The organism is Kribbella sandramycini, from assembly GCF_013131805.1.
GTDB classification, from domain to species: Bacteria; Actinomycetota; Actinomycetes; order Propionibacteriales; family Kribbellaceae; genus Kribbella; species Kribbella sandramycini.
Window position 1 is genome coordinate 310,939 of the sequence record NZ_JABJRC010000006.1, and the last position, 25,305, is coordinate 336,243.

At 68.4% G+C, this 25,305-nt stretch carries 22 protein-coding genes; 11 read left to right on the forward strand and 11 right to left on the reverse strand.

Annotated elements, in window-relative coordinates; translation table 11 throughout:
* Positions 1–6 precede the first annotated feature (6 nt).
* The 6 genes from HPO96_RS24625 to HPO96_RS24650 form a co-directional block, all read right to left on the reverse strand.
* A complete protein-coding gene (locus HPO96_RS24625; RefSeq protein WP_171676443.1) occupies positions 7–1,017 on the reverse strand; it encodes an ABC transporter ATP-binding protein in 1,011 nt (336 codons plus the stop codon).
* Complete coding sequence (locus HPO96_RS24630) at positions 1,014–2,042, reverse strand: ABC transporter permease (protein ID WP_171676445.1); 1,029 nt, start codon at positions 2,040–2,042, stop codon at positions 1,014–1,016. Before HPO96_RS24630 ends, HPO96_RS24625 begins: the two co-directional genes overlap by 4 nt.
* A 1-nt stretch (position 2,043) precedes the next feature.
* Positions 2,044–3,024: an ABC transporter permease subunit gene (locus tag HPO96_RS24635; RefSeq protein WP_171676447.1), complete on the reverse strand. Its 981-nt coding sequence runs from the start codon at positions 3,022–3,024 to the stop codon at positions 2,044–2,046.
* The gene (locus tag HPO96_RS24640) at positions 3,021–4,091 is read right to left on the reverse strand and encodes an ABC transporter ATP-binding protein (RefSeq protein WP_171676449.1); all 1,071 of its coding nucleotides are present in this window, start codon (positions 4,089–4,091) and stop codon (positions 3,021–3,023) included. Before HPO96_RS24640 ends, HPO96_RS24635 begins: the two co-directional genes overlap by 4 nt.
* Before the next feature lie 81 nt (positions 4,092–4,172).
* A complete protein-coding gene (locus HPO96_RS24645; RefSeq protein WP_171676451.1) occupies positions 4,173–5,852 on the reverse strand; it encodes an ABC transporter substrate-binding protein in 1,680 nt (559 codons plus the stop codon).
* Between the two features lie 193 nt (positions 5,853–6,045).
* Positions 6,046–7,089 carry a substrate-binding domain-containing protein gene (locus tag HPO96_RS24650; RefSeq protein ID WP_171676453.1) on the reverse strand — a complete coding sequence of 348 codons (1,044 nt, stop codon included), beginning with the start codon at positions 7,087–7,089 and terminating at the stop codon, positions 6,046–6,048.
* Between the two features lie 249 nt (positions 7,090–7,338).
* On the opposite strand from HPO96_RS24650, the gene HPO96_RS24655 reads away from it, so the two are divergent.
* A complete protein-coding gene (locus HPO96_RS24655) occupies positions 7,339–8,526 on the forward strand; it encodes an ROK family transcriptional regulator (protein ID WP_171676455.1) in 1,188 nt (395 codons plus the stop codon).
* Here the strand turns inward: HPO96_RS24655 and HPO96_RS24660 are convergent.
* Positions 8,523–9,767: a glycoside hydrolase family 16 protein gene (locus HPO96_RS24660; protein ID WP_171676457.1), complete on the reverse strand. Its 1,245-nt coding sequence runs from the start codon at positions 9,765–9,767 to the stop codon at positions 8,523–8,525. The two genes, HPO96_RS24655 and HPO96_RS24660, sit on opposite strands and share 4 nt — an antisense overlap.
* Before the next feature lie 242 nt (positions 9,768–10,009).
* Between HPO96_RS24660 and HPO96_RS24665 the strand changes: the two genes are divergently transcribed.
* The 3 genes from HPO96_RS24665 (at position 10,010) to HPO96_RS24675 (ending at position 13,656) form a co-directional block, all read left to right on the forward strand.
* Positions 10,010–11,905, forward strand: a complete 1,896-nt coding sequence (locus tag HPO96_RS24665) for a ricin-type beta-trefoil lectin domain protein (protein WP_171676459.1) — start codon at positions 10,010–10,012, stop codon at positions 11,903–11,905.
* A 572-nt stretch (positions 11,906–12,477) separates the two neighbouring features.
* Positions 12,478–13,299, forward strand: coding sequence for a MerR family transcriptional regulator (locus tag HPO96_RS24670; protein WP_171676461.1), 822 nt, complete (start codon positions 12,478–12,480; stop codon positions 13,297–13,299).
* A 3-nt stretch (positions 13,300–13,302) separates the two neighbouring features.
* Positions 13,303–13,656, forward strand: coding sequence for a VOC family protein (locus tag HPO96_RS24675; protein ID WP_171676463.1), 354 nt, complete (start codon positions 13,303–13,305; stop codon positions 13,654–13,656).
* A gap of 616 nt (positions 13,657–14,272) precedes the next feature.
* Here the strand turns inward: HPO96_RS24675 and HPO96_RS24680 are convergent.
* Genes HPO96_RS24680 through HPO96_RS24695 form a run of 4 tightly spaced genes read right to left on the reverse strand, consistent with a single transcriptional unit; the run spans position 14,273 to position 18,427 of the window.
* Complete coding sequence (locus tag HPO96_RS24680; protein ID WP_171676465.1) at positions 14,273–15,004, reverse strand: sugar isomerase domain-containing protein; 732 nt, start codon at positions 15,002–15,004, stop codon at positions 14,273–14,275.
* Positions 15,001–16,146: an N-acetylglucosamine-6-phosphate deacetylase gene (locus HPO96_RS24685; RefSeq protein ID WP_171676468.1), complete on the reverse strand. Its 1,146-nt coding sequence runs from the start codon at positions 16,144–16,146 to the stop codon at positions 15,001–15,003. The genes HPO96_RS24680 and HPO96_RS24685 overlap by 4 nt, the downstream gene beginning before the upstream one ends.
* Positions 16,143–16,895, reverse strand: coding sequence for a 6-phosphogluconolactonase (locus tag HPO96_RS24690; RefSeq protein WP_171676470.1), 753 nt, complete (start codon positions 16,893–16,895; stop codon positions 16,143–16,145). Before HPO96_RS24690 ends, HPO96_RS24685 begins: the two co-directional genes overlap by 4 nt.
* On the reverse strand, positions 16,892–18,427 hold the full coding sequence (locus HPO96_RS24695; RefSeq protein ID WP_171676472.1) for a glycoside hydrolase family 3 N-terminal domain-containing protein: 1,536 nt from the start codon (positions 18,425–18,427) through the stop codon (positions 16,892–16,894). The genes HPO96_RS24690 and HPO96_RS24695 overlap by 4 nt, the downstream gene beginning before the upstream one ends.
* A gap of 151 nt (positions 18,428–18,578) precedes the next feature.
* Between HPO96_RS24695 and HPO96_RS24700 the strand changes: the two genes are divergently transcribed.
* The 7 genes from HPO96_RS24700 to HPO96_RS24730 all read left to right on the forward strand — a co-directional run bounded on the left by HPO96_RS24700 (position 18,579) and on the right by HPO96_RS24730 (position 25,300).
* Positions 18,579–19,886, forward strand: a complete 1,308-nt coding sequence (locus HPO96_RS24700; RefSeq protein WP_171676474.1) for an extracellular solute-binding protein — start codon at positions 18,579–18,581, stop codon at positions 19,884–19,886.
* The gene (locus HPO96_RS24705; RefSeq protein ID WP_171676476.1) at positions 19,883–20,803 is read left to right on the forward strand and encodes an ABC transporter permease subunit; all 921 of its coding nucleotides are present in this window, start codon (positions 19,883–19,885) and stop codon (positions 20,801–20,803) included. The genes HPO96_RS24700 and HPO96_RS24705 overlap by 4 nt, the downstream gene beginning before the upstream one ends.
* The gene (locus HPO96_RS24710; RefSeq protein ID WP_171676478.1) at positions 20,800–21,615 is read left to right on the forward strand and encodes a carbohydrate ABC transporter permease; all 816 of its coding nucleotides are present in this window, start codon (positions 20,800–20,802) and stop codon (positions 21,613–21,615) included. Before HPO96_RS24705 ends, HPO96_RS24710 begins: the two co-directional genes overlap by 4 nt.
* Positions 21,612–22,631, forward strand: coding sequence for a Gfo/Idh/MocA family protein (locus tag HPO96_RS24715; RefSeq protein WP_171676480.1), 1,020 nt, complete (start codon positions 21,612–21,614; stop codon positions 22,629–22,631). The genes HPO96_RS24710 and HPO96_RS24715 overlap by 4 nt, the downstream gene beginning before the upstream one ends.
* Positions 22,624–23,649, forward strand: coding sequence for a LacI family DNA-binding transcriptional regulator (locus tag HPO96_RS24720; protein ID WP_171676482.1), 1,026 nt, complete (start codon positions 22,624–22,626; stop codon positions 23,647–23,649). The genes HPO96_RS24715 and HPO96_RS24720 overlap by 8 nt, the downstream gene beginning before the upstream one ends.
* 22 nt (positions 23,650–23,671) lie before the next feature.
* Positions 23,672–24,517 carry a LamG-like jellyroll fold domain-containing protein gene (locus HPO96_RS24725; RefSeq protein ID WP_171676484.1) on the forward strand — a complete coding sequence of 282 codons (846 nt, stop codon included), beginning with the start codon at positions 23,672–23,674 and terminating at the stop codon, positions 24,515–24,517.
* 111 nt (positions 24,518–24,628) lie between these two features.
* A complete protein-coding gene (locus HPO96_RS24730) occupies positions 24,629–25,300 on the forward strand; it encodes a DedA family protein (RefSeq protein WP_202886353.1) in 672 nt (223 codons plus the stop codon).
* Positions 25,301–25,305: the final 5 nt, after the last annotated feature.

Sequence of the window (25,305 nt, forward strand, 5' to 3'; positions counted from 1 at the left end):
GGGAGATCAGCCGACCGGCACGCGGCCGGGCAGCCAGCACGCGACGGACCGGCTGGGGTCGTTACGGGCCGACGGGATCCCGAGCAGCGGGACCTCTTCGGAGCAACGGTCGAACGCGTGCGGGCAGCGCGGGTGGAACGAGCAGCCGGTCGGCATCCCGCGCAGGTCGGGCGGCGAGCCGGGGATCCCGGCCAGCTCCTTGCGCGGGCCGCGCAGCGCCGGGAAGGACTTCAGCAGCCCTTCGCTGTAAGGGTGCAGCGAGTCCTTGTACAGATCCGCGGACTTCGCCTCCTCGACGATCCGGCCGCCGTACATGATCGCGATCCGGTCCGAGAACTCGACCAGCAGCGACAGGTCGTGGGTGATGAACAGCACCGAGAAGCCGAGCCGCTCGCGCAGCTCGACCAGCTGCGCCAGGATCTGGCGCTGCATCACCACGTCGAGCGCGGTGGTCGGCTCGTCCATGATCACGATCTGCGGCTCGAGCACGAGCGCCATCCCGATCATCACCCGCTGGCGCATACCGCCGGAGAGCTGATGCGGGTAGGCGTCCATCCGGTCCGCGGAGATGCCGACCAGTTTGAGCATGTCCTTGGCCCGGGCGATCCGCGCCTCCGGCGACAGATCCGGCTCGTGCGCCTTGATCACGTCGAGCATCTGGGTGGAGACCTTGTGCACCGGGTTCAGCGAGTTCATCGCGCCCTGGAACACGATCGACGTCTCGGCCCAGCGGAACGCGCGCAGCTCGGCGTTGGTCAGGCTCATCACGTCGTACGGGTCGCCGCCCGGCGGGTGGTAGATCACCTCGCCGCCGCTGATCACACCCGGCGGCGGGAGCAGCCGGGTGACGCCGTACGCCAGGGTCGACTTCCCACTGCCGCTCTCGCCGGCCAGGCCGAGCACCTCACCGCGGTGCAGGGTCAGCGTGACGTCGCGGACCGCCTGGACGCCCTCGTCGCCGAGACCGTAGTCGACGCTGAAGTCCTTGATCTCGAGGACCGGCTCTTTCCCGCTCATGCGGCCGCCTCCTTCTTCTTGCGGACGACGGGCGTCGCGTTCTGCTCCGGCTTCGGCAGGATCGGCGTGAAGCCGACGCGCATCCGGATCGGCTGGCCGTCCTTGGTCTTGTGGTGGTGACCGCTGCTGCGCAGCCGCGGGCTGACGAACTCGTCGATCCCGAAGTTGATCAGCGACAGCGCCGTGCCGAGGATCGCGATCGCCAGACCGGCCGGGACGAACCACCACCACGCGCCCTGGGCGAGCGCCTGCTGGCTCTGCGCCCAGAACAGGATCGTTCCCCAGTTCCACTCCGAGATCGTCGAGATCCCGATGAAGGCCAGCGTGATCTCGGACATGATCGCGAAGATCACCGTGCCGACGAAGCTGGAGGCGATGATCGCGGTCAGGTTCGGCATGATCTCGGCGGTGATGATCCGCCAGGTGCTCTCACCGGTCGCCCGCGCGGCCTCGACGTAGTCGCGCCGGCGCAGCGACAGGGTCTGCGCGCGCAGCACCCGCGCACCCCAGGCCCACGAGGTGAAACCGATGACGAGGGCAACCATCAGGTCACCCGCGCCCGGGATGGTCGAGGCGACGATGATGATCAGCGGCAGCGCCGGGATGACCAGGAAGACGTTCGACAGCGCGGACAGGCCCTCGTCGGCGGCGCCGCCGAGGAAGCCCGAGCTGACGCCGATCAGGATCGACAGCGCGGTCGCGACCAGGCCGGCCAGCAGGCCGACGAACATCACGCCGCGGGTGCCGACGAGCATCTGGCTGAAGATGTCCTGACCGAGGTGCGTCGTCCCGAACCAGTGCTCGGACGACGGCGGCTGGATCAGGTCGCTGCTGCGCGCCGACGGGTCGTACGGCGCGATCCACGGGCCGATGATCGCGATCAGGCAGAAGAAGCCGAGCACGATCAGGCCGGTGGCGGCCTTGCCGTTGGCAACGAACCGCAACCGGCGGCGTTTGGCCGGCTTGGCCTCGACCGCGGGGCCTTCCGGGCTCACCGTGGTGACGGTGCTGGTGGGTGCGGACATCTCAGCCCTCCTTCCGGGTGCGGGGATCGAGCAACAGGTAGGCGACGTCGGCGATCAGGTTCGCGACCAGGACCGACAGCGTGATGACCAGGAAGACGCCCTGCATCAGCGGGTAGTCCTTGGAACCGACGGCCTGGAACAGGTTGTAGCCGATGCCGGGGTAGGAGAAGACGATCTCGACCAGCAGCGTGCCGCCGACGATGAACCCCAGCGACAGCGCGAAACCGGAGACGTTCGGCAGCAGCGCGTTGCGCGCGGCGTAGCTCATCATCACGCGCTTCTCGGGCAGGCCCTTGGCGTGCGCGACGGTGATGTAGTCCTCGGAGGCGACCGTCACCATCATGTTCCGCATGCTGAGGATCCAGCCGCTGACCGACGAGATCAGGATCGTGATCGCCGGCAGCAGGCTGTGCTGGATCGCGCTGCCGATGAACGCGCCGTCCCAGGACGGCACCAGGCCGGGCTCGTAACCGCCCGACGACGGGAAGATGCTGTCCGGACCGGCCAGCAGCGTGATCGCCAGCAGACCGAGCCAGAAGTACGGGATCGACGACAGGAACGTCGTCACCGGCAACAGGCCGTCGAGCCAGGAGCCGCGCCGCCAGCCGGCCAGGATGCCGAGACCGGTGCCGATCGCGAAGCTGGCCAGGGTGGTCAGGCCGACGAGTGCGATCGTCCACGGCAGGCTCTGGTTCAGGACGTCGGCGACCGGGGTCGGGAAGAACGTGAACGACAACCCGAGGTCGCCGCGGAACACCTGGCCCCAGTAGTCGACGTACTGGCTCCACAGGCTGGCGTCCTTGTCCAGACCGAACAGGACGTACAGCGACTGGATGGCCTCGGTGCTGATCTGCCCCTGGTACTTGTTGATCAGCGAGGTGACCGGGTCGCCCGGGATCAGCCGCGGGATGAAGAAGTTGATCGTCAGCGCGGCCCAGGCGGTGAAGAGGTAGAACGCGACGCGTTGCAGAAGGAACTTCACTTGGCTGCTCCTTCCTCGTAGAGCCAGCAGGCGGCCCAGTGGCTCTGACCGCTCTCGACGATCGGCAACTCGAATCGCGGCGGCAGTTCGGTCGAGCACTTCGGCATCGCGTGCACGCAGCGCGGGTGGAACCGGCAGCCGGTCGGCGGCGCGATCAGGCTCGGCGGCTCACCGCTGCCCTGGTCCTCCGGCGCGCGCAGATCGCCGACGCGGTCCAGCCGGTCGGGGTCGGGCGCGCTCTCGATCAGCAGCCGGGTGTACGGGTGCGCCGGGTGCTGGGTGACGGTCTCGGAGTCGCCGCCCTCGACCATCCGGCCGGCGTACATCACCATCGTCTCGTCGGCGAAGTACCGGGCCGAGGCGATGTCGTGGGTGATGTAGAGGATGGCCAGGTTCAGCCGTTCCTTCAGATCGCGGAGCAGGTTCAGGACGCCGAGCCGGATCGAGACGTCGAGCATCGACACCGGCTCGTCGGCGAGCAGGGCCTGCGGATCGGCGCCGAGGGCGCGGGCGATCGAGACGCGCTGGCGCTGACCGCCGGACAGCTCGTGCGGGAACTTGTCCAGGTAGCGCTCCGGGGGAGTCAGCTGGACGCGCAGCAGCAGGTCGCGCAGGTTGGTCTCGAGCTCGGCCTTGGAGTTGCCGGCCCGGCCGTGGATCTTCAGCGCGCGGGTCAGGTGGTAGCGCACGGTGTGCGTCGGGTTCAGCGACGCGAACGGGTCCTGGAAGATCATCTGCACCTGGCGGCAGTACGCCCGGAACTTCCGGCCGCCGCGGACCGTCACGGACTCGCCGTGCAGGCGGATGTCGCCGTCGGTGCGGTGGTGGAGCTGCGCGAGCAGCCGGGCCACCGTGGACTTGCCCGAGCCGGACTCGCCGACCAGGGCGGTCACGCGGCCGCGGCGTAACGTCAGGTTCAGGTCGTCGACCGCGTGCACGACCTTGCGTTCACGGGTCAACAGGTCCCGGATACCGCGCCGTACCGGGAAGTGCTTGGTGAGGCCGTCGGCCTCGAGAACTACTTCAGGGACCACCGCTGGGGCCACCGCTGGGTCGGTCACCGTCATGGTTGCAAGACTCCTCGAATCGTGGCGCCGCGGCGCCGGGGAAGCACTTGAGAGCACCCTCCCCGGCGCCGCGGCCCGGCCTCACTGCGAGCCGGCGGGCTTCAGCTTCAGGACGATTTCCAGGGCGTTCTGCTGGGTCGGCTGACCCGGCGCGTACGAGTTCTGCTCGTCCGGCCACCCGGTCCAGTTCTTGGTGCTGTACAGACCGCCGACGTTCGAGGCGGACGTCGGGATCACCGGCATCTGCTCGACCATGATCTTCTGCAGGCCGTTCAGCGCCGTGGTCCGGGTCGCGTCGTCGGTGGCGTTGGCGTAGGTGTCGAGCAGCTGGGTCGCCTCCGGGCTGGAGAAGCGCCCGTAGTTACCGCTGATCCCGCCCTTGCCGACCGGCTTCAGGATCTTGCCGTCCATGATGTTCTGGTAGATGTCGTACGGCGTCGCGCCGCCGTTGGTCCAGTGCATCCCGGCCTCGAAGGTGCCCTCGTCGAAGGCCTTGAACCACGCGTCCTGGTTGGCCTTGTCGACGGTCGCCTTGATGCCGATCGTGGACAGGTTGTCCTTGATGATCTCGAGGTCGGTGATGTAGTCCGACCAGCCGGCCGGGTTGGTCAGCGTGATCTCGACCGGCTTACCGGTCTTGTCCTTGAGGACGTCGCCCTCGAGCTTGTACCCGGCGGCGGCGAGGTCGGCCTTGGCGCCCTCGACGTCGACGGCGTGCTTCTTGTCCTTGAACTCCGGCGCGATGAACGACTCACCGGCCGGGGTCGGGATGCCGGTGATGGACTCGACCTTCGGGTAGAAGTAGCCGGCCTCACCCTGCATGAAGATGTCGTCGCGGTTGATCACCTTGTCCATCGCGCGACGCAGCGCCGGGTCGTCGAACGGCTTGTTCGTGGTGTTGATCCACAGGCCGTGGATGCCCAGGTTGGCCGGGAAGTACAGCTTGTGGTTCTTCGGGTCCTTGTCCTGGTAGACGGCCTTCACGTTCGGGACGAAGACGAAGCTCCACTCCGAGGCGCCGTTGGCCAGCGCGGTGGTCTGCGCGTTGTTGTCGTTGTACGACGTGTACCGCAGCTCCTTGACCTTCGGGAGCTCCTGCCAGTACGAGTCGCGCAGCTCCAGCGTGGTGGTCTGCGGGGTGAACGACTTCAGCTTGTACGGGCCGGTGCCGATCGGCTGCTTGAGCGTGTCCTGGCTCGGGTCCTTCAGCGTCGACCACTGGTGCTTCGGGATCACGAAGACCGTCAGCAGCTTGTTCTGGTTGACGAACTGGGACCGCTCGAAGGTCAGGTCGACCTTGTTCCCGGTCTGGGTGATCGTCTTGTACGGGATGGCGTCGGAGTTCAGCCCGTCGTTGTCCTTGCGGAGCTGGAAGGTGTAGGCGACGTCCTCGGCGGTCATCGGCTTGCCGTCGGACCACTTCACGCCGTCGCGGATGGTGAACGACAGCTTGGTGAAGTTCGCCTCCCACTTCCACTCGGTGGCCAGCCACGGCTTACCCGCCTCGGTGGGCTTGATGCCGTTGATCATCACCAGCGGCTCGAAGATCATCCACCGGTACCCGAGCGAGGCGCCCGAGGAGGAGCCGAGGAACGGGTTGTGGTTCTCGGTCTGGGGTCCGTTCGGCATGCCGACGTTCAGCACGGTCGCCCCGCCGGCCGCGCCGGTGTTGGTCTTCCCGTCCCCGTTACTACAGGCAGCCAGTGCAGCTGCCGCGAGCAAGCCCGTCAGGGCCAGCGCGACGCTCCGTCGTGCTCGCATCGGTTCCTCCTGTGTATCTGTGTTTGGCGGATGGTCCACACCTGAGCCGTGTGGGCCAGTGCATGGTGGCGTGAAAGCGCTCTCATGGGAAGAGCGGGCGCCTTAACGGATCGGTATCGAGAGTGTTCACCGGCGGCGGAGCAGGGGCAGCTGCCCCGCCGCCGGAGCCTGTGACAGCGATCCGGTGGGACCGTCAGTGGGACCGGATTCTCGGGGCGGGTTTGGTCCTCGGGGTGGATTTGGGAGCGGTTGAGCTGCGGACGATCAGCGTCGTCGGCAACACTTGGGGTTCGTCCGGTAACGGAGTGCCACCGAAATAGCCCATCAGCATCCGGGCCGCGGCCTGACCCATCTGGCGCATCGGCTGATGCACCGTGGTCAGCGGCGGCTCGGTGTGTTCGGCGTACGGGATGTCGTCGAAACCGACGACCGACACGTCGTTCGGCACGTTCCGCCCGGTCTCCCGGACGGCCTGGACGGCGCCGCCGGCGGACAGATCGTTGTGCGCGAAGATCGCGTCGAAGTCGAGGCGCTGCTCCAGCGCGTGCTGGACGCCGAGGCGCCCGCTCTCGTGGGTGAAATCGCCCTCGAACACGAGTCTCGGGTCGAGCTCGATCCCGGCTTCGGCGTAGGTGTCGCGGAAGCCGTCCAGTCGTTCGTGGGTGCAGCCGAACCGCTCGACGCCGGTGATCACCAGCGGCTGGGTGCGGCCGAGTTCGATCAGGTGCCGGGCTGCGGACTGCCCGCCGGCGTAGTTCGTGGTGGCGACCGAGGGGAACTGCGGACGCTTGTCCCGGTCGTCGATCAGGACCACCGGCAGACCGCGGGCATGCAGCTGCTCGATATAGGTGAGCGTTCCTTCCGGCTCGATCACCAGCAGGCCGTCGAACGACTGCGCCGAGACCTGGGAGGCGAACTGGTGCATGGATTCCTCACCCCGGTTGAAGGTGAAGAGCAGCAGTCCGTAGCCCTCGCTCTCGACGATGTCGACCGCGCCCTGCAGGACCTCGCCCATCCAGGGCCAGGTCAGTGAGGGGACAAGCATCCCGACGACCCTGGTCCGGCCGCGGGCCAGACCGACCGCGCGGGCGCTCGGCACGTAGCCGAGCTCGGCGATCACGGCCCGGACGCGCTCCGCGGTGCGGAGATCGAGCTCGCCCTTGCCGTTCAGGACGCGTGACACGGTCGTCTTGCTGACGCCGGCACGTGCCGCGACATCGGCGATGGTGATCGACACGGTGGAACTCCCCTCGGGCGGTTGGGGGCTTGCGTTGCTGACGTGTTGCGGTGATGTTGCGGAACCGGTTTCGGAAGCGGTTCCGTAGAGTGAAGCCGAGTGAGCCAGGTCTCGTCAATCACGGGTCGGTAACGAATCACGACTTAATTCACGAGTTAGAAAAAGCCAGCTCTTCCTGGGTGACGCTCCGGCGTGATGGACTTCGGGGAGCGGTCTGCGAGGGACCGGGGCAGCTAGGGGCTTGGTTTCATGGAGGTACGCCGGACGACGGTGCGCGACATGCGCCGGTCCAACCGCTCGGTCATTCTGACCGGCATCTACCGCGACGGACCGCTCAGCCGGCAAGAGCTGAGCATGCGGACGTCGCTGAGCCCCGCCAGCGTCAGCAATCTGGTCACCGAGTTGATCGCCGAGGGCGTCGTCGAGGAGGCCGGATCGGTCGAGTCCGAGGGCGGCCGGCCGCGCGTCCTGCTCCGCGTCGCGCGGGAGTTCCGGTATGTCGTCGGCGCCGAAGTCGGTGAGACGCGGGTCCGGGTCGAGCTGTTCGATCTGGCCATGAACGTCCTCGCCACGGTCGACCATTCGATCGACGCGCCCGAGCCCGCGATGGTCGTGAAACACGTGCTGGAAGGGCTTTCGAGTGTCGTCGCGACCTCCGGCGTCCGGTCCGAGCTGATCCTCGGGGTCGGCGTCGCGGTCTTCGGGATCGTCGACGCGGACGGCGTCGTCCATGCCCAGACCTTGGGCTGGGACGCCGTCCCGCTCGGGCAGATGCTTGCCGAGGGCACCGATATTCCGATCCTCGTCGACAACGGCGCGAACACCCTCGGTCAGGCCGAGATGTGGTTCGGCGCGGGCCGCGGCGCGACCGACGCCGTCGTCGCGCTGGTCGGCTCTGGGGTCGGCGCGGCGCTGGTCGCCGGCGGCTCCAGCTACCGCGGGACGCGGAGCAGCGCGGGCGAGTGGGGCCACACGACGATCGTGTACGGCGGGCGCAGCTGCCGCTGCGGCGCGGCCGGCTGTCTGGAGGCGTACGTCGGGGCCGAGGACGTGCTGAATCGGTACCGGGAGACCGGGGCGACGCTGAAGGCGATCGACGAGGAGGCGGCGTTCGCCGAGCTGCTCGAGCTGGCCGTAGCGCCCGGGCCGGCGGCGGCGATCGTGGACGACACGATCGGCTATCTCGCGGCCGGCTTCGCCAATCTGGTCAACCTGGTCAACCCCGAGCGGATCGTGCTCGGCGGCTGGGCCGGTCTGTTGCTGGGGGAGCGCTACCTGCCGCGGTTGCGCGAGGAGGTCGGGCGGCACGCGCTTCGCCAGCCCTATGCTCAGGTTTCGATCGAGGTCTGCGAGCTGGGCCGCGACGCCGTTGCACTCGGCGCCGCGACCCTGCCCGTCCTGCGTCTGCTCCGGGACGGCGGAGCCTTACCTTCTTAGGTGATGGTCCACTTCTGGTTCGCGCCGCCGCCGCAGGTCCAGATCTGGGTCGGGGTGGCGTTCGCCGAATTGTTGCCGGTGACATCGAGACACTTGCCGCGGTTCACGATGTCGTTGTTGCTGTAGCTCCATTGCTGGGCCGCATTGCCGTTACAGGTCGCGATCTGGACCCTGGTCCCGTCGGCGGTGCCGGCGTTGGCGACGTCCAGGCACTTGCCGAGGGCGCGGATCGTGCCGTCACCCGGGCGGCTCCACGACTGCGCCGACGTACCGTTGCAGTCGTACAGCTGGACGGTGGTGCCGTCGGCGGGGTTGGCGCCGGCGATGTCCAGGCACTTACCGGCCAGGCCCTTGATCTGGCCGTTGGTGCTGCCGCCGTCGATCGTCGAGACCCGGACGTAGTCGACCAGCATCTGCTGCGGCATCACGGTGGAGGCGTCCGGGTAGCCCGGCCAGTTTCCGCCGACCGCGACGTTCAGGATCATGAAGTGGTTGCGGTTGAAGACCCACTGGTCGCCGCCGAGGTCGGCCGGCGTCCGGCGCTGGTACTGGACGCCGTCGACGTACCAGACGATCGAGTTCGGGGTCCAGTCGACGCGGTAGGTGTGGAAGTCGTTGCGGAACGGCTGGCCGTTGGGCGACTGGTACGCCGCGCCGATGCCCTCGGCGCCGGAGTAGCCCGGGCCGTGGATCGTGCCGTGCACGGTGTTCGGCTCCCGGCCGATGTTCTCCAGGATGTCGATCTCGCCGTTGTGCGGCCAGTTGCCGCCCTGGCCGAGCATCCAGAAGGCCGGCCAGACGCCTTGGGTGCCGGGGATCTTGATCCGGGCCTCGAAGCGGCCGTAGGTCTGGCTGAAGGTGGCCGCGGTGAGCAGCCGGGCCGAGGTGTACTCGCAGGTGCCGTAGTGGCACTGGAAGCCGCCGCTCTCCCGCCGAGCGGTGATCACCAGGTTTCCGTTGCCGTCCTTGGCCGAGTTGCGGGTGCTGTTGGTGTAGTACTGGCGCTCGTTGTTGCCCCAGCCGCCACCGCCGATGTCGTAGCGCCACTTGTTGGCGTCCGGCGCCTGGCCGGCCGGGCCGTCGAAGTTGTCCTCGAAGGTGACGGCCTGGACGGCCGCCTCGGCCTGCGGGGCCTGCACGGCTTGCGGAACGGCTTGGGCTGGTGCTTGCAGAAGGCTGGCGCCGACAAGGGTGGCGCCGATCGCGAACAGCGCCGCGACACGGGAACGTTGCAGTTTCATACGTGCCTCAAATCTCCACGAGGGGGCGGTCGGGACGAGACAGGGATTTGGTCCCGCAGCGTGCCGTGAGAACGCTTTCACGTCAAGGTCGGGACTAAATAAAAGCCGTGAAAAAAGTCCTGGCCGCGGCGTTGACAAGGCCCGCCACCGATGGTTCCCTCGTGCTGACACACCGTTGCGGCGCGGGCAGACGCCTCGACACGCCCCTGTTGATTTTCCTTTGCGCACAAGGGAGTTCGCCCATGCCCGCGACCGGGTCACTTCGTCATGCCCGCAGGCGACGCCTCCTACCGGCCGCCGTCGCCGCCTTGCTGGTGGCCGCCGCCGGAGTCGGTTACGGCACCGCGACCGCCCCGACGGCCCAGGCCGCCGGTGAGCAGGTCAACATCTTCCTGACCACCACGAACGACGCCGCCGGCCAGAACGTCACCCGCGGTCTGCAGCAGCAGACGCCGATCAACTTCGGCCCGGCCGGCGGTACGGCCAATCAGACGATCACGGTCAACGAGAACACGACGTACCAGAGCTGGGAGGGCGGCGGCGCGTCGTTCGCGGACAGCTCGGCCTGGCTGCTGAACAGCAGCAACACGATCTCGGCCGCGACCCGCAACCAGGTGATGAAGGACCTGTTCGACCCGGTCAACGGGATCGGGCTGTCGTTCATCCGGAACCCGATGGGCGCCTCCGACCTGGCCCGGTTCAACTACTCCTACGACGACACCTGCTGCGACCTGAACGACTTCAGCATCAACCACGACCTGGCGGACGTGGTCCCGCTGACCAAGCAGGCCCGGCAGCTGAACCCGGCCACCAAGGTGATGGGCTCGCCGTGGAGCGCGCCGGCCTGGATGAAGGACAACAACAAGTTCACCAACCGCGGGTGGCTGAAGGCGGAGTACTACCCGATGTACGCGCAGTACTTCGTGAAGTACATCCAGCAGAACGCCGCGCAGGGCAACCCGATCGACTACGTCACCGTGCAGAACGAGCCGACCTGTTGCGGCTCGGACAACACCGGCTACGCGTCGATGAACTGGAACGGAGCGGGGCTGCTGAACTTCACCAAGAACCACCTGTTCCCGGCGTTCCGGGCGGCCGGGATCACCACCAAGGTGATGGTGCTGGACTACAACTGGGGCAACTACAACGACCTCGGCTCGGTCCCGCTGGCCGACGCCGGGCTGCGCAACGACCCGCTGTTCGGCGGGATCGCCTGGCACGGGTACGGCGGGGACGTGAACCTGCAGACGCAGATCCACAACCAGTACCCGTCGGTGAACGCGTACATGACCGAGCACTCGGGCGGCACCTGGATCCCGAACCAGCAGGTCGAGGACATGAACAACCTGATCGACTACACCCGCAACTGGGACAAGTCCTGGGTCAAGTGGGGGATCGCGCTCGACGAGGACCACCTGCCGTTCGTCGGCGCGGGCTGCAACGTGTGCACGGGTCTGGTGACGGTACACCGTAACGACAGCCTCCGCGGGCAGGTCACCAAGAACGTCGAGTACTACACGATGGGCCACCTGACCAAGTACGTCCGGCCGGGCGCGCTGCGGATCGACTCGACCGCGAACACCTCGGTCAAGAACGTCGCCTGGAAGAACCCGGACGGCTCCAAGGCCCTGATCGCCTTCAACAGCACCGGCAGCACGCAGTCCGTCCGGGTCAACTGGGGTTCGCAGTCCTTCACCTACTCGCTGCCGACCAAGACCTCCGCCACCTTCACCTGGAGCGGCACCCAGAGCGGCGGCGGCACGGGCGGCCAGATCACCGGCCTGGCCGGCAAGTGCATCGACGTCGCCGGCGCCAACCCCGCCGACGGCACCGCCGTCCAGCTCTACGACTGCAACGGCTCCAACGCCCAGCAGTGGACCCGCTCCGGCAACACCCTCCAAGCCCTCGGCAAATGCCTCGACGTCACCGGCGGCGGAACCGCCGACGGCACCCGCGTCCAACTCTGGACCTGCTTCCCCGGCAGCCCCAACCAGCAATGGACCTACTCCAACAACACCCTGGTCAACCCCCAGGCCAACAAGTGCCTCGACGTCACCGGCAACAACTCGGCGAACTCCACCCCCCTCCAACTCTGGACCTGCGCCGGTAGCGCCAACCAGCGCTGGACCATTTCCTGAACCAACCGCCCCGCCCAGTGCCCGCCCGGCCGCCCCCGGGCGGGCACAGGCGTCTCCCGCCCCCGACGCCACACGGCTCCCGCCCCGGCAGCACCTCTCCCGCCTAACAGCCGGACGCAGCCACCAGCCGCCGCACCCCATGAGCCTCGCTACCTCGTGTGCCACCTCGCGCCGCCAGCTCCTACCGCCACCTCCTGCTGCCGCCCCCGGGCTCACCTTCCTCGTGCGGCGCCGCCACTCAGCCCGGCTCAAGCAGCCTGGGCGCCGTGCTGGTGGTGGTCGAGCCTGCGACCAGCCAGCGGTTGTTTGGTCGCCTGCCGCCTGCCGCCTGCCGCCTGCCGCCTGCCGCCTGCCGCCTACTGCTGCCGCCTGCCGCCTACTGCTGCCGGCTGCCTGCTGCTCGCCCCGTCCTCCGGTCTCGCCTTGCCCCTGCCGTCCGCCGGGCTCAGGTGTTCGTGCCGCTCCACTCCAGCTAGCAGCTGGTCGGTTGCTTTGGCGGTTTCAGCTGGCTGTTCGTGTGCGGTGGCGGGTGGTGTTGACTCTCCGGTTACCGGAGGGTGGAAGCTCTTCTCATGACGGCAACGGTGTCGGTGGGGGAGTTCTCCCGGATGACGAACCTCAGTGTGAAGACGTTGCACCACTATCACGAGATCGGGTTGCTGGCTCCGGTGGCGGTGGACGCTTCGTCGGGGTATCGGCGGTACGGGACGGAGCAGGTGGGGGTGGCGCTGCTGATCCGGCGGTTGCGGGATCTGCGGATGCCGATCCCGGATGTGCGGGCCGTGGTGCTTGCGGGGGACGAGGGGGCGCGGGAGGAGACGTTGCGCGCGCACCTGGAGCGGATGGAGCGCGAGTTGCAGGTGACGCGCGAGGTGGTCACCTCGTTGCGCGGGCTGCTGACGGATGCGAGCGAGCCGTTGCAGGTCGAGTACCGGTACATCCCGCCGTTCCGGGCGTACGGCGTCCGCGATCACGTCGAACGGGAGCAGATCGGGCCGTGGTGCGTGGATGCGTTCGGCCGGTTGAACGGCGTGGCGGCGGCGTACGACATTCGGGCGACGTCGGGAGCGACGTACGGCGACGAGTTCTTCACCGAGGACGCCGGTGCGGTGGTCGCGTTCCTGCCGGTCGCGCCGACGCAGGAGCCGGCTGACGGGTTCGAGCTGGTCGACCTGCCTGGCGGGTACTTCGCGATCGGCGTCCACGCGGGCCCGATGGCCGACTTCGACCGCACGTACGGCGCCCTCGGCGCCCACGTCGCCGAACACTGCACCGTCGCGCCCGGCCCGATCCGCGAGCTGTACGTCGTCGCCCCGGGAGACACCCCGGACGAGTCGAGCTACCGAACCGAAGTCTGCTGGCCGATCCAGCAACTCCCTGTACCGAAAGGCTGAACCATGTCCATCACCCTCGAGAACATCACCTTCGACTGCGCCGACGCGGCCACCCTGGCCGCCTTCTGGGCCGGCGTCCTCGCAACAGAAGTCGACCCCGACGCCAGCCCCTTCTTCGCCACCGTCAACCGCACCGCCGACACCCCCACCTTCATGTTCCTCCAGGTCCCCGAACCGCGCACCACCAAGAACCGCCTCCACGTAGACCTCGCCACCCCCAACTGGCCCGCCGAAGTAGACCGCCTCATCTCCCTCGGCGCCAAACGCCACGACGAACACAACGAATACGGCACCCACTGGATCACCCTCGCCGACCCCGAAGGCAACCTCTTCGACCTAGCCGAGGTTCACGCCTAGAACCGCTCCTCGATCCAGCCCACCACGTACTCGACCAGCTCCCGCCCTGGAAACAGGTGACACTCGGCGCCGAACGGCTCGAACCGCCGGATCGAACGCCGGCAACCGCCCGAATCGGCGTACCGACGAACGGGTAGTAGCAGCCGCCCACGCCACCATCAGCCCCGCGTCACGAGGCACACCCCGCCACGGCGCCAACCTCTACCCGTTCATCGGCCCGGCGACCCATTTCCTGGGCCGGCCCGCGAACCTGCGCTCGCCCCGCGTCGCCGCGTGGGTGGACCCGGCAACCAATGGGTGGGCCAGCCGCAGGCAGTTGGCCCACCCGCCCGCTGCCTGGCCGGCCCAGCAAACGGTGGTGTGGGCGGGCCCAGGAGACGGTGGTGTGGGCGGGCCCAGGAGACGGTGGTGTGGGCGGGCCCAGGAGACGGTGGTGTGGGCGGGCCCGGCAGACGGTGGTGTGGGTCGGACCAGTAGGCGGTGGCGGCTGCGGACCCGGGGAGGTGGGGTGAGGGTTGTTGGCCGGCTTGAGGGACAGGAGGTGGTCGTCGGGATGGGGGCTGCTGGGTGGCGGTCGACGCTTGGGTGGGTGACTGGAGGGGGAGTACCTCCTGTCCTACGTGCTGGGGCGAGAGGCGACCAGGGACTGGTTGTGGGCGTCGCCGCCTTCGGTGTAAGTCGAGCGCCAGACCGGGGTTTGGTGGTTGGTGGTGTGGAGGTGGGTTAGGGCGGTGGTGAGGAGGGCGTGGAGGGTGAAGGAGTTGAGGATGGTGGAGGCGCCGGCGGTGGGGGTGGGGCCTACTTGGAGGAGGGCGTCGGCGGTGGGGACGTGGGTGTTGATGTGGATGTCGGCGAGGTCGGCCAGGTGGGTGGTGGTGGCTCGGGCGGGGTGGGTGGCGGGGAGGTGGGCGGTTGCGGCGGGGGAGGTCAGGGCGATGACGGTCGCGCCGAGGGAGTGGGCGGTGCGGGCGGCGGTGATGGTTGCCGCGTTGATACCGAAGGCGTTGATGATGATGAGCGGGTCGCCGGGGGAGAGGCCGGAGGCGGTGATGAGGTCGGCGCCGTGGTTGGGGGTGCGTTCGGCGGCGGTGGAGTTGAGGGCGCCGGCGGCGAGGGTGGTGCTGGGGTCGGTGATCGGGACGAGGTTGGCCGGGCAGCCGGCGCGGTAGACGACATCCTGGACGGCGATGGCCGAGTGCGCACCGGGGCCGTAGAGGTAGACCTGGCCGCCGCGGCGGAACTGATCGGCGACGACGGCCGCGGCTCGCTCGATCGCGGCCGCTTCGTCGCGCGCCAGATCGGTGATTGCCTGGGTGAGGCGGACGGCGTACTCGGTCAGTGCGGTCATCGGTGGATCCATTCCCCCGCGCGCAGGGTGGCGGCAACGGTGAGCGCGGGAGTAAGCACGGTGAGATCGGCGTCGTACGCCGCCGCCAGGCGACCCTTGCGATCACCGAGGCCGAGGACTCGGGCCGGGCGGGTGCTGGTGGCGGCGACGGCTTCGGGGAGTGGCCAGCCGAGGGTTTGGTGCAGGTGGCGGAGCATGCCGTCGAGCGGTGTCGTGCTGCCGCCGAAGGCGTCCTGGCCGACGACCATACCGACGCCGGAGGCGACCTCGCAGTCGATGACGCCGAGCCGGTAGCGGTACCCCTCGGGCATCCCCGCGCCGGCGGTGGCGTCGGAGACGACGACGAGCCGATCGCCCAGGCAGCGACGGGCGATCTCGATCAGCGCCGGTGGGAGATGGTGGCCGTCAGCAATGATCTCGCCGATCAAGTGGTTGGAGGCGAGCGACTCCTCAAGCAGGCCAGGGACGCGCCATGGACCTTCCCGAACGAGGGCCGACTGACAGCTCCAGAGATGTGTCAGATGGGACAGCCCGCTGGCGACGGCCGCGGCGAGCTCGGGGCCACGCGCCTCGCTGTGGCCCGCCGCGACGACCACACCGGCGTCGGTGAGTCGGCGGACGAAAGCCGGTATGCCGTCGAGCTCGGGCGCGACGGTGACCATCCGGACCAAGTTGCCACGGGCAAGTAGTCGATCGGCCTCGCCCGCGCTGGGCGGACGGAGGGCGGCCGGATCGTGGGCGCCGCACTGCGAGACGGCCAGGTAGGGCCCTTCGAGGTGGACGCCGAACAGCCCGGCGCCGACGCTGTCGGACAACGCATCCAGCTGTCGATCGAGCTCCTCGGGGTGGGCCGAGACCAGGGAGGCCTGCATCGTGGTGACGCCGTGCCGGGCATGGAAGGCGAGGATCTCCCGGTGCGCGGCGGGGTCGGGGGTGTCGAAGGAGTGGCCGCCGCCACCGTGGACATGCAGGTCGATCAGGCCGGGGACGACGATGTGGCCGGTCAGATCGACGACATCCGCGGCTGGGCGGACGGCGTCCGTCGAGACGATCGCCTCGATCCGGCCATCGCGGACGACGAGCGCGGCGCCGTCGACGAGCTGGTCGTCGACGACGAGGCTCGCGCCGGTGAGGGTCGTCATCCGCGCGGGTCGGATTCGGTGTCGAGGAAGAGGCGGACGCGGGCGTGGGTGCGGAGCGCCGTACCGGGGTGGTGCGGGCCGATCGGTTGGGTCAGCGTGTCCCGGACGGCTTGGCGTTTCGGCGCGCCGGGGACGGAGGCGATCACGTCGCGGGTGTTCAGCAGGCGGGGGATGGTGACGGTGACGGCGTGCGTCGGGACGTCGTCGAAGTGGGCGAAGTGCCCCTCGTCGACCTGCTGGCGACGGCTGGTGTCGTCGAGGGCGACCACCTTCGCGGCGCGCGGGTCGGCGAGGTCGGCGGGCGGGTCGTTGAACGCGAGGTGGCCGTTGACGCCGAGGCCGAGCAGGACGACGTCGAACGGAGCGTCACCCATCAGCTGCTCGTACTTCCGGGCCGCGGTTTCGGGGTCGTTGCCGGGGGCCACGGGGTGGAAGGTTGCCTGGGGCACCTGGTCGAGGAAGGTGCGGTGCAGCCAGGCGCCGAAGGCCTGGGGTGCGGTCGGTGCCAGACCGACGTACTCGTCCATGTGGAAGAACTCGACGCGGCTCCAGTCGAGGTCGGGCTGGGCCGCGAGCGCGGTCAGCGTCTCGGCCTGACTCGGCGCGGCGGCCAGCATCACCCGCGCGCCCGACGTCCATTCGATCGCCTCGCGGATCCGCTCGCCGGCCCAGGCCGCGGCCGCCCGGCCGAGCGCGGCCCGGGTCGGGTAGGTGCTGATCTGCGGGGCGTGGTCGATGCCGACGGTCATGCGTTCTCCTCTGCGGTCTTCGGGCACAGTACGTCGAGGGCCGCGTGGACGGCGGCGTCGGTGACGATCTCGAAGGCGTCCATCGCGGGGACGCTCACCACCCGCTCACCCACATCACCGAAGCTCTCCGCGGCCAGCGTCGAGTTCACCACCACCGCGGCGCACCGCACACCGGCCGTCACCGCGGCCACCTCCTTCCACTGCTGCCCCGCGGACGTCGGGCCCCACCCGAACACCGGAATCACCCGAGCCGCCGGGTGCTCGGCCTGCACCCGCTCCAACAACCCTTCCGCGAGTTGCTCGGTTACCAGCTCCAACCGCAACCCCCGCTCCACCCCAACCGCGTGGATCCGCCTGGCCAACGCCGAATCCCCAACCACCACATACCTCTCGGCTGGCTCCAGCACTGCAGTACCCAAGACATCAACCGTCTTGGCTCGGGCGGGGTCCTGCCACGGGGTGGGGGTGTCGAGGGGGGTGGGGTCTGGTTGGTGCAGGCCTACTGCGGTGCGGGCTTGGAGTAGGCGGCGGGTGGTGGGGGTCAGGGAGGTGGGGGTGAGGGTGGTGAGGAGGGAATTGAGGATGGGTTCCAGGGCGGCGGCGGGGGTTTTGATGTTGGCTACGTCGGCGCCGGCGGCGAGGGCTTGGTGGGCGGCGGCGGTGGGGGTGTGGTGGCGGGCGATGGCTTTCATGTGGAGGGCGTCGGTGATGATGAGGCCGGTGAAGCCCAGGTGGTCGCGGAGCCAGGTGCGGTTGACGAGGGGGGAGAGGCTGGCGGGGGTGTCGACGCCGAGGGTGGGGTAGGCGATGTGGGCGACCATGATGGTGGCGACGCCGGCGGCCACGGCGTCGGCGAACGGGGGGAGGTGGGTGGCGTCGTGGTCGGCTTGGGTGCGGTTGATGACCGGCTGGTCGAGGTGGCTGTCGATGCTGCTGTCGCCGTGGCCGGGGAAGTGCTTGGCCGTGGCCAGTACGCCGTTGTCCTGGTAGCCGCGGATCTGGGCGGCGCCTAGTAAGCCGGTCTCACGCGCCGGGACGCCGTACGCGCGGACGCCGAGAATCGGGTCGTCGGGGACGCTGACCACGTCGATACAGGGGCTGAACGTCCAGTGGTAGCCCGCCGCGCGCGCTTCGAGCGCGGTGGCCGCGGCGACGCGGTAGGCCAGCTCGGAGTCCCCGGAGATGCCGATCCCGCGGGGGTAGGGGAAGTGCGTGCCGCTGCGGCGCAGCGAGTACATGATGCCCGCCTCGAGATTCCCGCTGATCAGCGCGGGCGGGACGCCGGCGTCCGCGCAGATCTCCACCACAGCGTCGTGGTACCGCCGCGCGGCCGAGGCCGTCATCCCGGTGACGCTGTGCAGGGTGCCGACGCCGAGCTCCAGCGCCCGGCGCGTCGCCGCGTCGGGGAGACCGTCCGGACCGACGCCGGGCAGCACCAGCAAGCTCTGCGCGATCTGCTGGGCCGGGGTCAGCCGACCGAGCCAGTCGTCCACCCAGCGGTCGGCGGCGGGATCGCTCAGCGGTGCGGGCATTCGATCACCTCGTGTCAAAGGTTTGCACGGAATCGCGATCACGGAATGAATTCATCAGCAAGTTTCCGTTGACCACCGGGGATCACGAGCCTACTGTACGGCTACGGTTTGTCAAAGGTTTGCACAGACCGGTCGTCCGAGAGGAGCTGCCATGGCAGTGCGGAACATAACCAACCGGTTGGTTGCGAGTGCGCTCGGCGCGGCTCTGCTGCTCACCGGGTGCGGTCTGGGGAGTGGAGCGGCGCCGGAGCAGGCCGATACGTCCGGCGAGGTGAAGGGCGCCATCACCTTCCAGACCGTCCAGCTGTCGCCGACCTTCGACGACTACCTGAAGGGCGTCATCGCCGCCTTCGAGAAGGCGTACCCGGGCACGAAGGTCGAGTGGACCGACATCCCGAGTGACGCCGCCGCCCGCAAGGTCAGCGCGGACTCCGTCACCGGCAAGCTGCCCGACGTGATGGACCTCGACACCGTCACACTCGCACCGCTAGGGCGCCGCGAGCTGGTCGTCGACATGGCCGCCGCCGCGAGCGACGTCAAGAGCAACTACGTCCCCTCCGCCTGGGACTCGTTCGCCTTCACCGGCAGCGCGATCGCGGCGCTCCCGTGGTACCTGAACACTCCGGTCCTGATGTCGAACCAGAGCCTCCTGAAGAAGGCAGGTCTGGACAGTCAGCCCGCTCCGGCGAGCTACGACGAACTGTTCGAGCGAGCAGCCCGGATCGCCGAGAAGGCCAAGGTGGCCGGCTACCAGCCCACTGAAACCGGTCTGACCAGCGCTCTCCTGACAGTCGGCGTCCCGCTGGTGAACGGCGACTCCACCCAGGCAGTGGTCAACACGCCCGACGCACAGAAGTTCGTCACGAAGCTCGCCGAGCTCTACAAGTCCGGCGGCATTCCGCAGGACAGCGTGACCGCCAAGGAGCGCAGCGAGATCGAGACGTTCTCCGACGGCAAGACGGCGTACCTGGAGGCAGGCGGCTCCCGGCTGAAGATCATCAAGCAGAACTCCCCGGCCGTGTACGGCGAGGTCGCCATCGGCAAGCCGCTCGGTGACGCGACCAAACGGACCTGGGTCGTCGCCCACGGCCTGGCGGTGCCGAAGAAGTCCGGCAACGTCGCCACCGCGGTCGCCTTCGCGAAGTTCCTCTCCGCGGCGGAGAACCAGCTTGCGCTCGGCAAGCAGTCCAGCGTCTTCCCGAGCACGCTGGCCTCGCTGAACGACCCGTTCTTCACCACCGGTGACGACAAGGACCTGACCGTCGCGGCACGCAAGATCGCCGCCGCCAGCCTGCACGACGGCCGCACGATGGTGAAGCCGGCAGCTGCCGATTCGGAGTACGCAGCGACGCTCTGGTCGGCGGTGCAGCCCGCGATCCTCGGTAAGACCAGCCCAGCCGACGCACTGGCGGACGCCGAGACGAAACTGACCAAGATCCTCAAGGACCGTCGGCAGTGACCACCGTGGCCATCCCCGTCCAGACAGCACGCCGGAAAGCGCGCACGTTGCGCCGGCATCGCTGGTGGGTGCCGCTGTTCTTCATCGGTCCGGCACTGGTTCTCCAGGTGACGTTCCTGTTCGTCCCACTGGCCAACACGTTCATCCTGGCGTTCACCAACGCCAGCACGATCGGCGGCGGTACCTTCACCGGTCTGGCCAACTTCAAGGAGCTGGCGGCGGACGGCGCGTTCTGGCACGCCGTCGGCCGCACGTTCCTTTACATGCTGATCGCTGTCCCGATTCTGACCGTGCTGTCGACAGCGCTGGCCGTCCTGGTCAACACGCGGCTGCGTGGCTCAGGCGTCGTCCGGTCGCTGCTGTTCTCGCCGATGGTGCTCCCGCTGGCTGTGATCGCTGTCGTCTTCCAGTACCTGCTGAACTCCGACGGCCTGGTCAACCAGATCCTCCAGGGTCTGCACATCGTCAGCGGGCCAGTGCCGTTCCTGAACGACCCGACCCTCGCACTGCTCAGCCTGACGATGGTGACGGTCTGGAAAGGCTGCGCGCTCTACACCCTCATCACCGTCGCCGCACTGCAGAACGTGTCACCCGAGCTGGACGAGGCCGGTCAGCTGGACGGCGCCGGCTGGCTCCGCCGGACGCTCAGCGTCACCCTGCCGCAGATCCGCGGGACGACGATCATGATCACCATCCTGGCGTCGATCGCGACGCTGCGGGTGTTCACCGAGCCGTTCGTGATCACCGGCGGCGGTCCAGGGGATGCGACCGAGACCATCGTCGTCTACCTGTTCCAGAAGGGCATCGCGCCCGGCACCGACGCTGGTTACGCCTCGGCGATCAGCTTGGTGCTGTTCGCGTTCGTACTGTCGGTGTCCGCTGTCAGCTGGCTCCTCTCGCGGAAGGCGCGCTCATGAGAGAGAAACTGATCCGCTGGCCGCTGATGGTCATTGCGGCCGCCACGGTGCTCGCACCGCTGCTGTGGCAGGTCACCATGGCGCTGAAGAGCTCTTCCGAGTCAGCAGTCGGTTTCCCGGGCACTCTGCTGCCGAAGCACCCGACTCTGGACAACTTCGCCACGGCGTTCACCGAGATCCCACTACTACGGTACGTCGGTAACTCGCTCGCGATCGCCGGGCTGGGAATGGTTCTGAACCTGGTGCTCGCGACCCTGACCGGGTACGCGCTGGCGCGGATCGCCTTTCGCGGACGTGCGGCGTACACGACCATCCTGCTGGCCACTGCGGTGCTGCCGTTCGAGGTCATCCTGGTGTCGACGCTGCTGGTGTCACGGGGGTTGCAGCTCAACGACACGCTGATTGGCGTCGTACTGCCGCAAGCGGTCTCGATCGTGTCCATCTTCGTGATGCGACAGGCCTTCGTCCGCATCCCCGGTGAGCTGGCCGAAGCGGCCGACATGGACGGCGCTGGGCCACTGCAGGTGTTCTGGCACATCATGTTGCCGTCGGTACGCGGTTCGCTCGCAGTGGTCGCCGTACTGGGATTCCTGGACTCATGGGACCACTTCATCTGGCCGCTGGTCTCATTGAGTGACCCGTCGAAGTATCCGGTCAACGTCGGTGTGCAGTACCTGTCCGGCACGTTCTCGGCGGACCAGCGAGTGATCTCGGCAGCTGCGATCGTAGTGATGCTGCCACCGCTGCTCGTCTACTTCCTGATGCAAAAGCAGGTCTTCCGCGGTCTGGCCGAGGGAGCGCTGAAAGGATGACGCCCGCGGTCGCACTAGTCGGTACGTCGGGCTACGGCCGGCAGCATCTGTATCAGCTACTCGCCTGGCACCGCGACGGCCTGCTCCGCCTGGCCGCGCTGGTTGACCTGCGATTCGACGACGAGACTCGGGCTGTGGTTGCAGCGGCCGGTGCCGAGCCGCAGTGGCTCCATGACCTCGATCTGGCCGGTATCGACCTGGTAGTGGTTGCCACGCCACCGCACACGCATTTCGCGTTGGCAGACCAAGTACTGCGCGGCGGGTGCGCGCTTTACCTGGAGAAACCGCCAGTCCCGCTGCTGTCGCAGCTGAACGAGCTACGGGCGATCACACCACGACGCCGCGCCGAGGTCGGCTTCCAGTACGCGCGGTCGACGATCGAGGCTGTTGAAGCAGCGCTACCGACCGTTGGTGAGGTCACCCGGATCACCGCGCATGGCTGCCTCTACCGGCCGGACTCCTACTACACACGCAGTCCCTGGGCCGGCACCTGGTTTCACGACGGTGTGGCGGTTTTCGACGGCGCTCTGTTCAATCCGCTGGCGCATGTCGTGCACACCGCGCTGATGCTCGCCCAGCGGATCGACAACACCTGGTGGCCGTCTCAGGTCGAGGCTGAGCTGTACGCCGTCCACGACATCACTGGTGACGACACCGGCGTACTGCGGATCCGGTCGGCCAAGGGCCCGGTGGTGGTCGCAGTGGGCACGACAGCAGCTGATGTCGTGCAGGATCCGGCCATCACAGTGCACGGCACCAGCGGTCAGGTCACTGTCCGGCATGGCGACCACGGCGGTCCGCATCCGTTGCTGGCGGCATTGAAGGACCTCGACGGGACGCCGGACCCGCTGCTCGATCTGGATGCGATGGAGCCCTTCGTCACCGTGGTGAACCAGGCGGTCGAGCTCGTCGGCGCCCCGACCCGGATCGCTGCGCCGGAACGACTGTCGGGGCTCATCGACCGCGTCGTGCGCACTGGTAGCCTCTTCGCCGAGCTGGAGGCGAGAGATGACTGAGCGAACGAGACCTGCGACCCTCAAGGACGTTGCGAAGGGAGCGGGGGTTTCGATCTCGACAGTGTCCCGGGTCTTCTCCAACCCCGGCCGCATCTCCCCGGAAACCTCGGAGCGGGTCCGGGAAGTGGCCAGGAAGCTGCGGTTCACGCCGAATGTGATGGCGCGCTCGCTGATCACCGGCCGGTCGCCGAATATCGGCCTGGTGGTTCCCGACATCACCAATCCGTACATGACCACACTGCTCAAGGCTGCGCAGAAAGTGTCCCGCCTGCACGCCACTGGGGTGTTCGTGGCCGACACCGACGACAGTGCGGACATCGAGCGCGAGGTGTGTGAGCAGTTCGCCCAGCAGAGCCGCGGTGTGATCCTCTGCGCGCCGCGAATGACCGCATCGCATATCCGCGAGTTGAGTGGGATCGTGCCGCTCGTTCTGGTGAACCGAGTGGTCGAGGGCATCCCCAGCGTCTTCACCGACTCCCGGGCCGCGCTGCGCGAGCTGGTCGAAGAGCTGGTCGAGCTCGGGCACCGGAGGCTGGCTTACCTGCCCGGACCGGCCGGTTCGTGGTCGAACACCCAGCGCGGACGGACAGTCGCCGACCGAGCGCGTGCTCTGGACGTCGAGATGATCCGCCTGGACCCAACCGATGGGACGCACGCCGACGGCGTCGCCGCAGCGGAGCAGGTGCTCGAGTTGGGGGTCACCGCGGTGATGGCGTTCGACGACGTCCTGGCTGCCGGTCTGGTCGAGGGGCTGCGCAGAAGTGGGAAGTCCGTCCCCGATGACGTCAGCGTGACCGGGCACGACGACATCCTTTCCGAGCTCGTGCACCCCGGGCTCACCACCGTCACCGGGCAGAGCGCCCGCGTCGGTCAACTGGCCATCTCTCGGCTGCTCGACGGATCGGGGCCCGCCTCGGGGCCGGGCCCGGAGTCGGGTACGCACCAGGCGGAGTCAGTGGGTGTGAAGGCCACCGTCGTCCGCCGGAACTCGACGGCCGCGCCGCCGCGTTCCGGCTGACCATCTCCTGCAAGGAGGCACCATGTACCGAGTTGTGGCATTTCTGGTTGGGCTCTTGATCCTCCCGGCTGCAGTGCTGCCGGCTACCGCGACTGCGTGCAGCGGGTACGACGCCGCCGTCCAGCAAGACGGTCCGAAGGCGTACTGGCGAATGGCCCGGGCCGGGTTCAGCAGCGAGGCCTCTGTGGTCGGTGGCTCCCAACTGACCGGGACGTACGCCGGTACGCGGTCCGCGACCACTCTGCCGAACGGTGAGGCCGCTGCCGCGTTCGACGGCGCCACCGGCTACTTCCAGGTGCCGGACAACGCCGTGCTCAGCCCAGCGACGGCTGGTGTGCTCACACTGGAGGCGTGGGTGCGGCCGGACACGCTGCAATTTCCGCACGCACAGAGCAGTGGCTATGTGCACTGGATGGGCAAGGGCGAGGCCGGGCAGCACGAGTACGTCTCGCGGATGTACTCGCTGACCAACACCGAGAACCGGCCGAACCGGATCTCCGGCTATCTGTTCAACAACACCGGCGGGCTCGGCGCCGGCTCCTACTTCCAGGACTCGCTGACCGCCGGTACGTGGATCCACTACGTGCTGGTGATCAACGCGAACGCGAAGAGCGCGACCTACCCGAACGGCTACACCAAGATCTACCGCGACGGCGTGCTCCGCGACCAGGACGACCTGAGTATCAGCGGCCAGATCATCGTGCCCAGCGACGGGACGGCGCCGTTCCGCGTCGGCACCCGGGACTTCGGCTCCTGGTTCCAGGGCGCGGTCGGCAAGGTGGCCGTCTACGGCAAGGAACTCTCGGCGGCCCGGATCGCCGCGCACCACACCGCTATGCTCACGCCGGCGCCGCGGTGGCGGCGCTGACCCGCGGATTCGGTGGGGATTCCCCTAGGTGGGTACCGTGGGATAGGCCCCGGGAAAGACGGGGGTTGACCTCAAGGCGCGAGAGGGTGTCTCGCGACTAGCGTTCCCGACATGACGGATCAGGTGATGATGACCGCGTTGCAGGCCACACAAGAGCCAACCGGAGGTGTGGCCGGGTGGGCCATCGAGTTGATGGAGAAGCTGGGCGCTCCGGGCGCCGGTCTCGCCGTCGCTCTGGAGAACCTGTTCCCCCCGCTGCCCAGCGAGGTGATCCTGCCGCTGGCGGGTTTCGCGGCCAGCCGCGGTGACCTCGGGCTGGTCGCGGCCATCCTGTTCACCACCCTCGGCTCGGTGGTCGGCGCCCTCGCGCTGTACGGCGTGGGCGCCGTCCTCGGCCGGGAGCGGACGCGCGCGATCGCCGCGAAGCTGCCGCTGGTCAAGGTCGAGGACATCGACAAGGCCGAGGACTGGTTCAACCGGCACGGCCCGAAGGCGGTGCTGATCGGGCGGGTGGTGCCGATCGTCCGCAGCATGATCTCGGTACCGGCGGGTGTCGAGCGGATGTCGATCCCGCTGTTCCTGCTGCTGACCACCTTCGGCAGCGCCGTCTGGAACTCGCTGCTGATCGTCGCCGGTTACCAGCTCGGCGAGCGGTGGCATGTGGTGGAGTCGTCGGTCGGCGTCTTCCAGTACGTCGTGCTCGGCGGCGCCGTGCTGGCGGTGACCTGGTTCATCGTTGTCAAGCTCCGGGCGAAACGTTCGCCATCTGAGAAAGTCCAGTAGCAAGC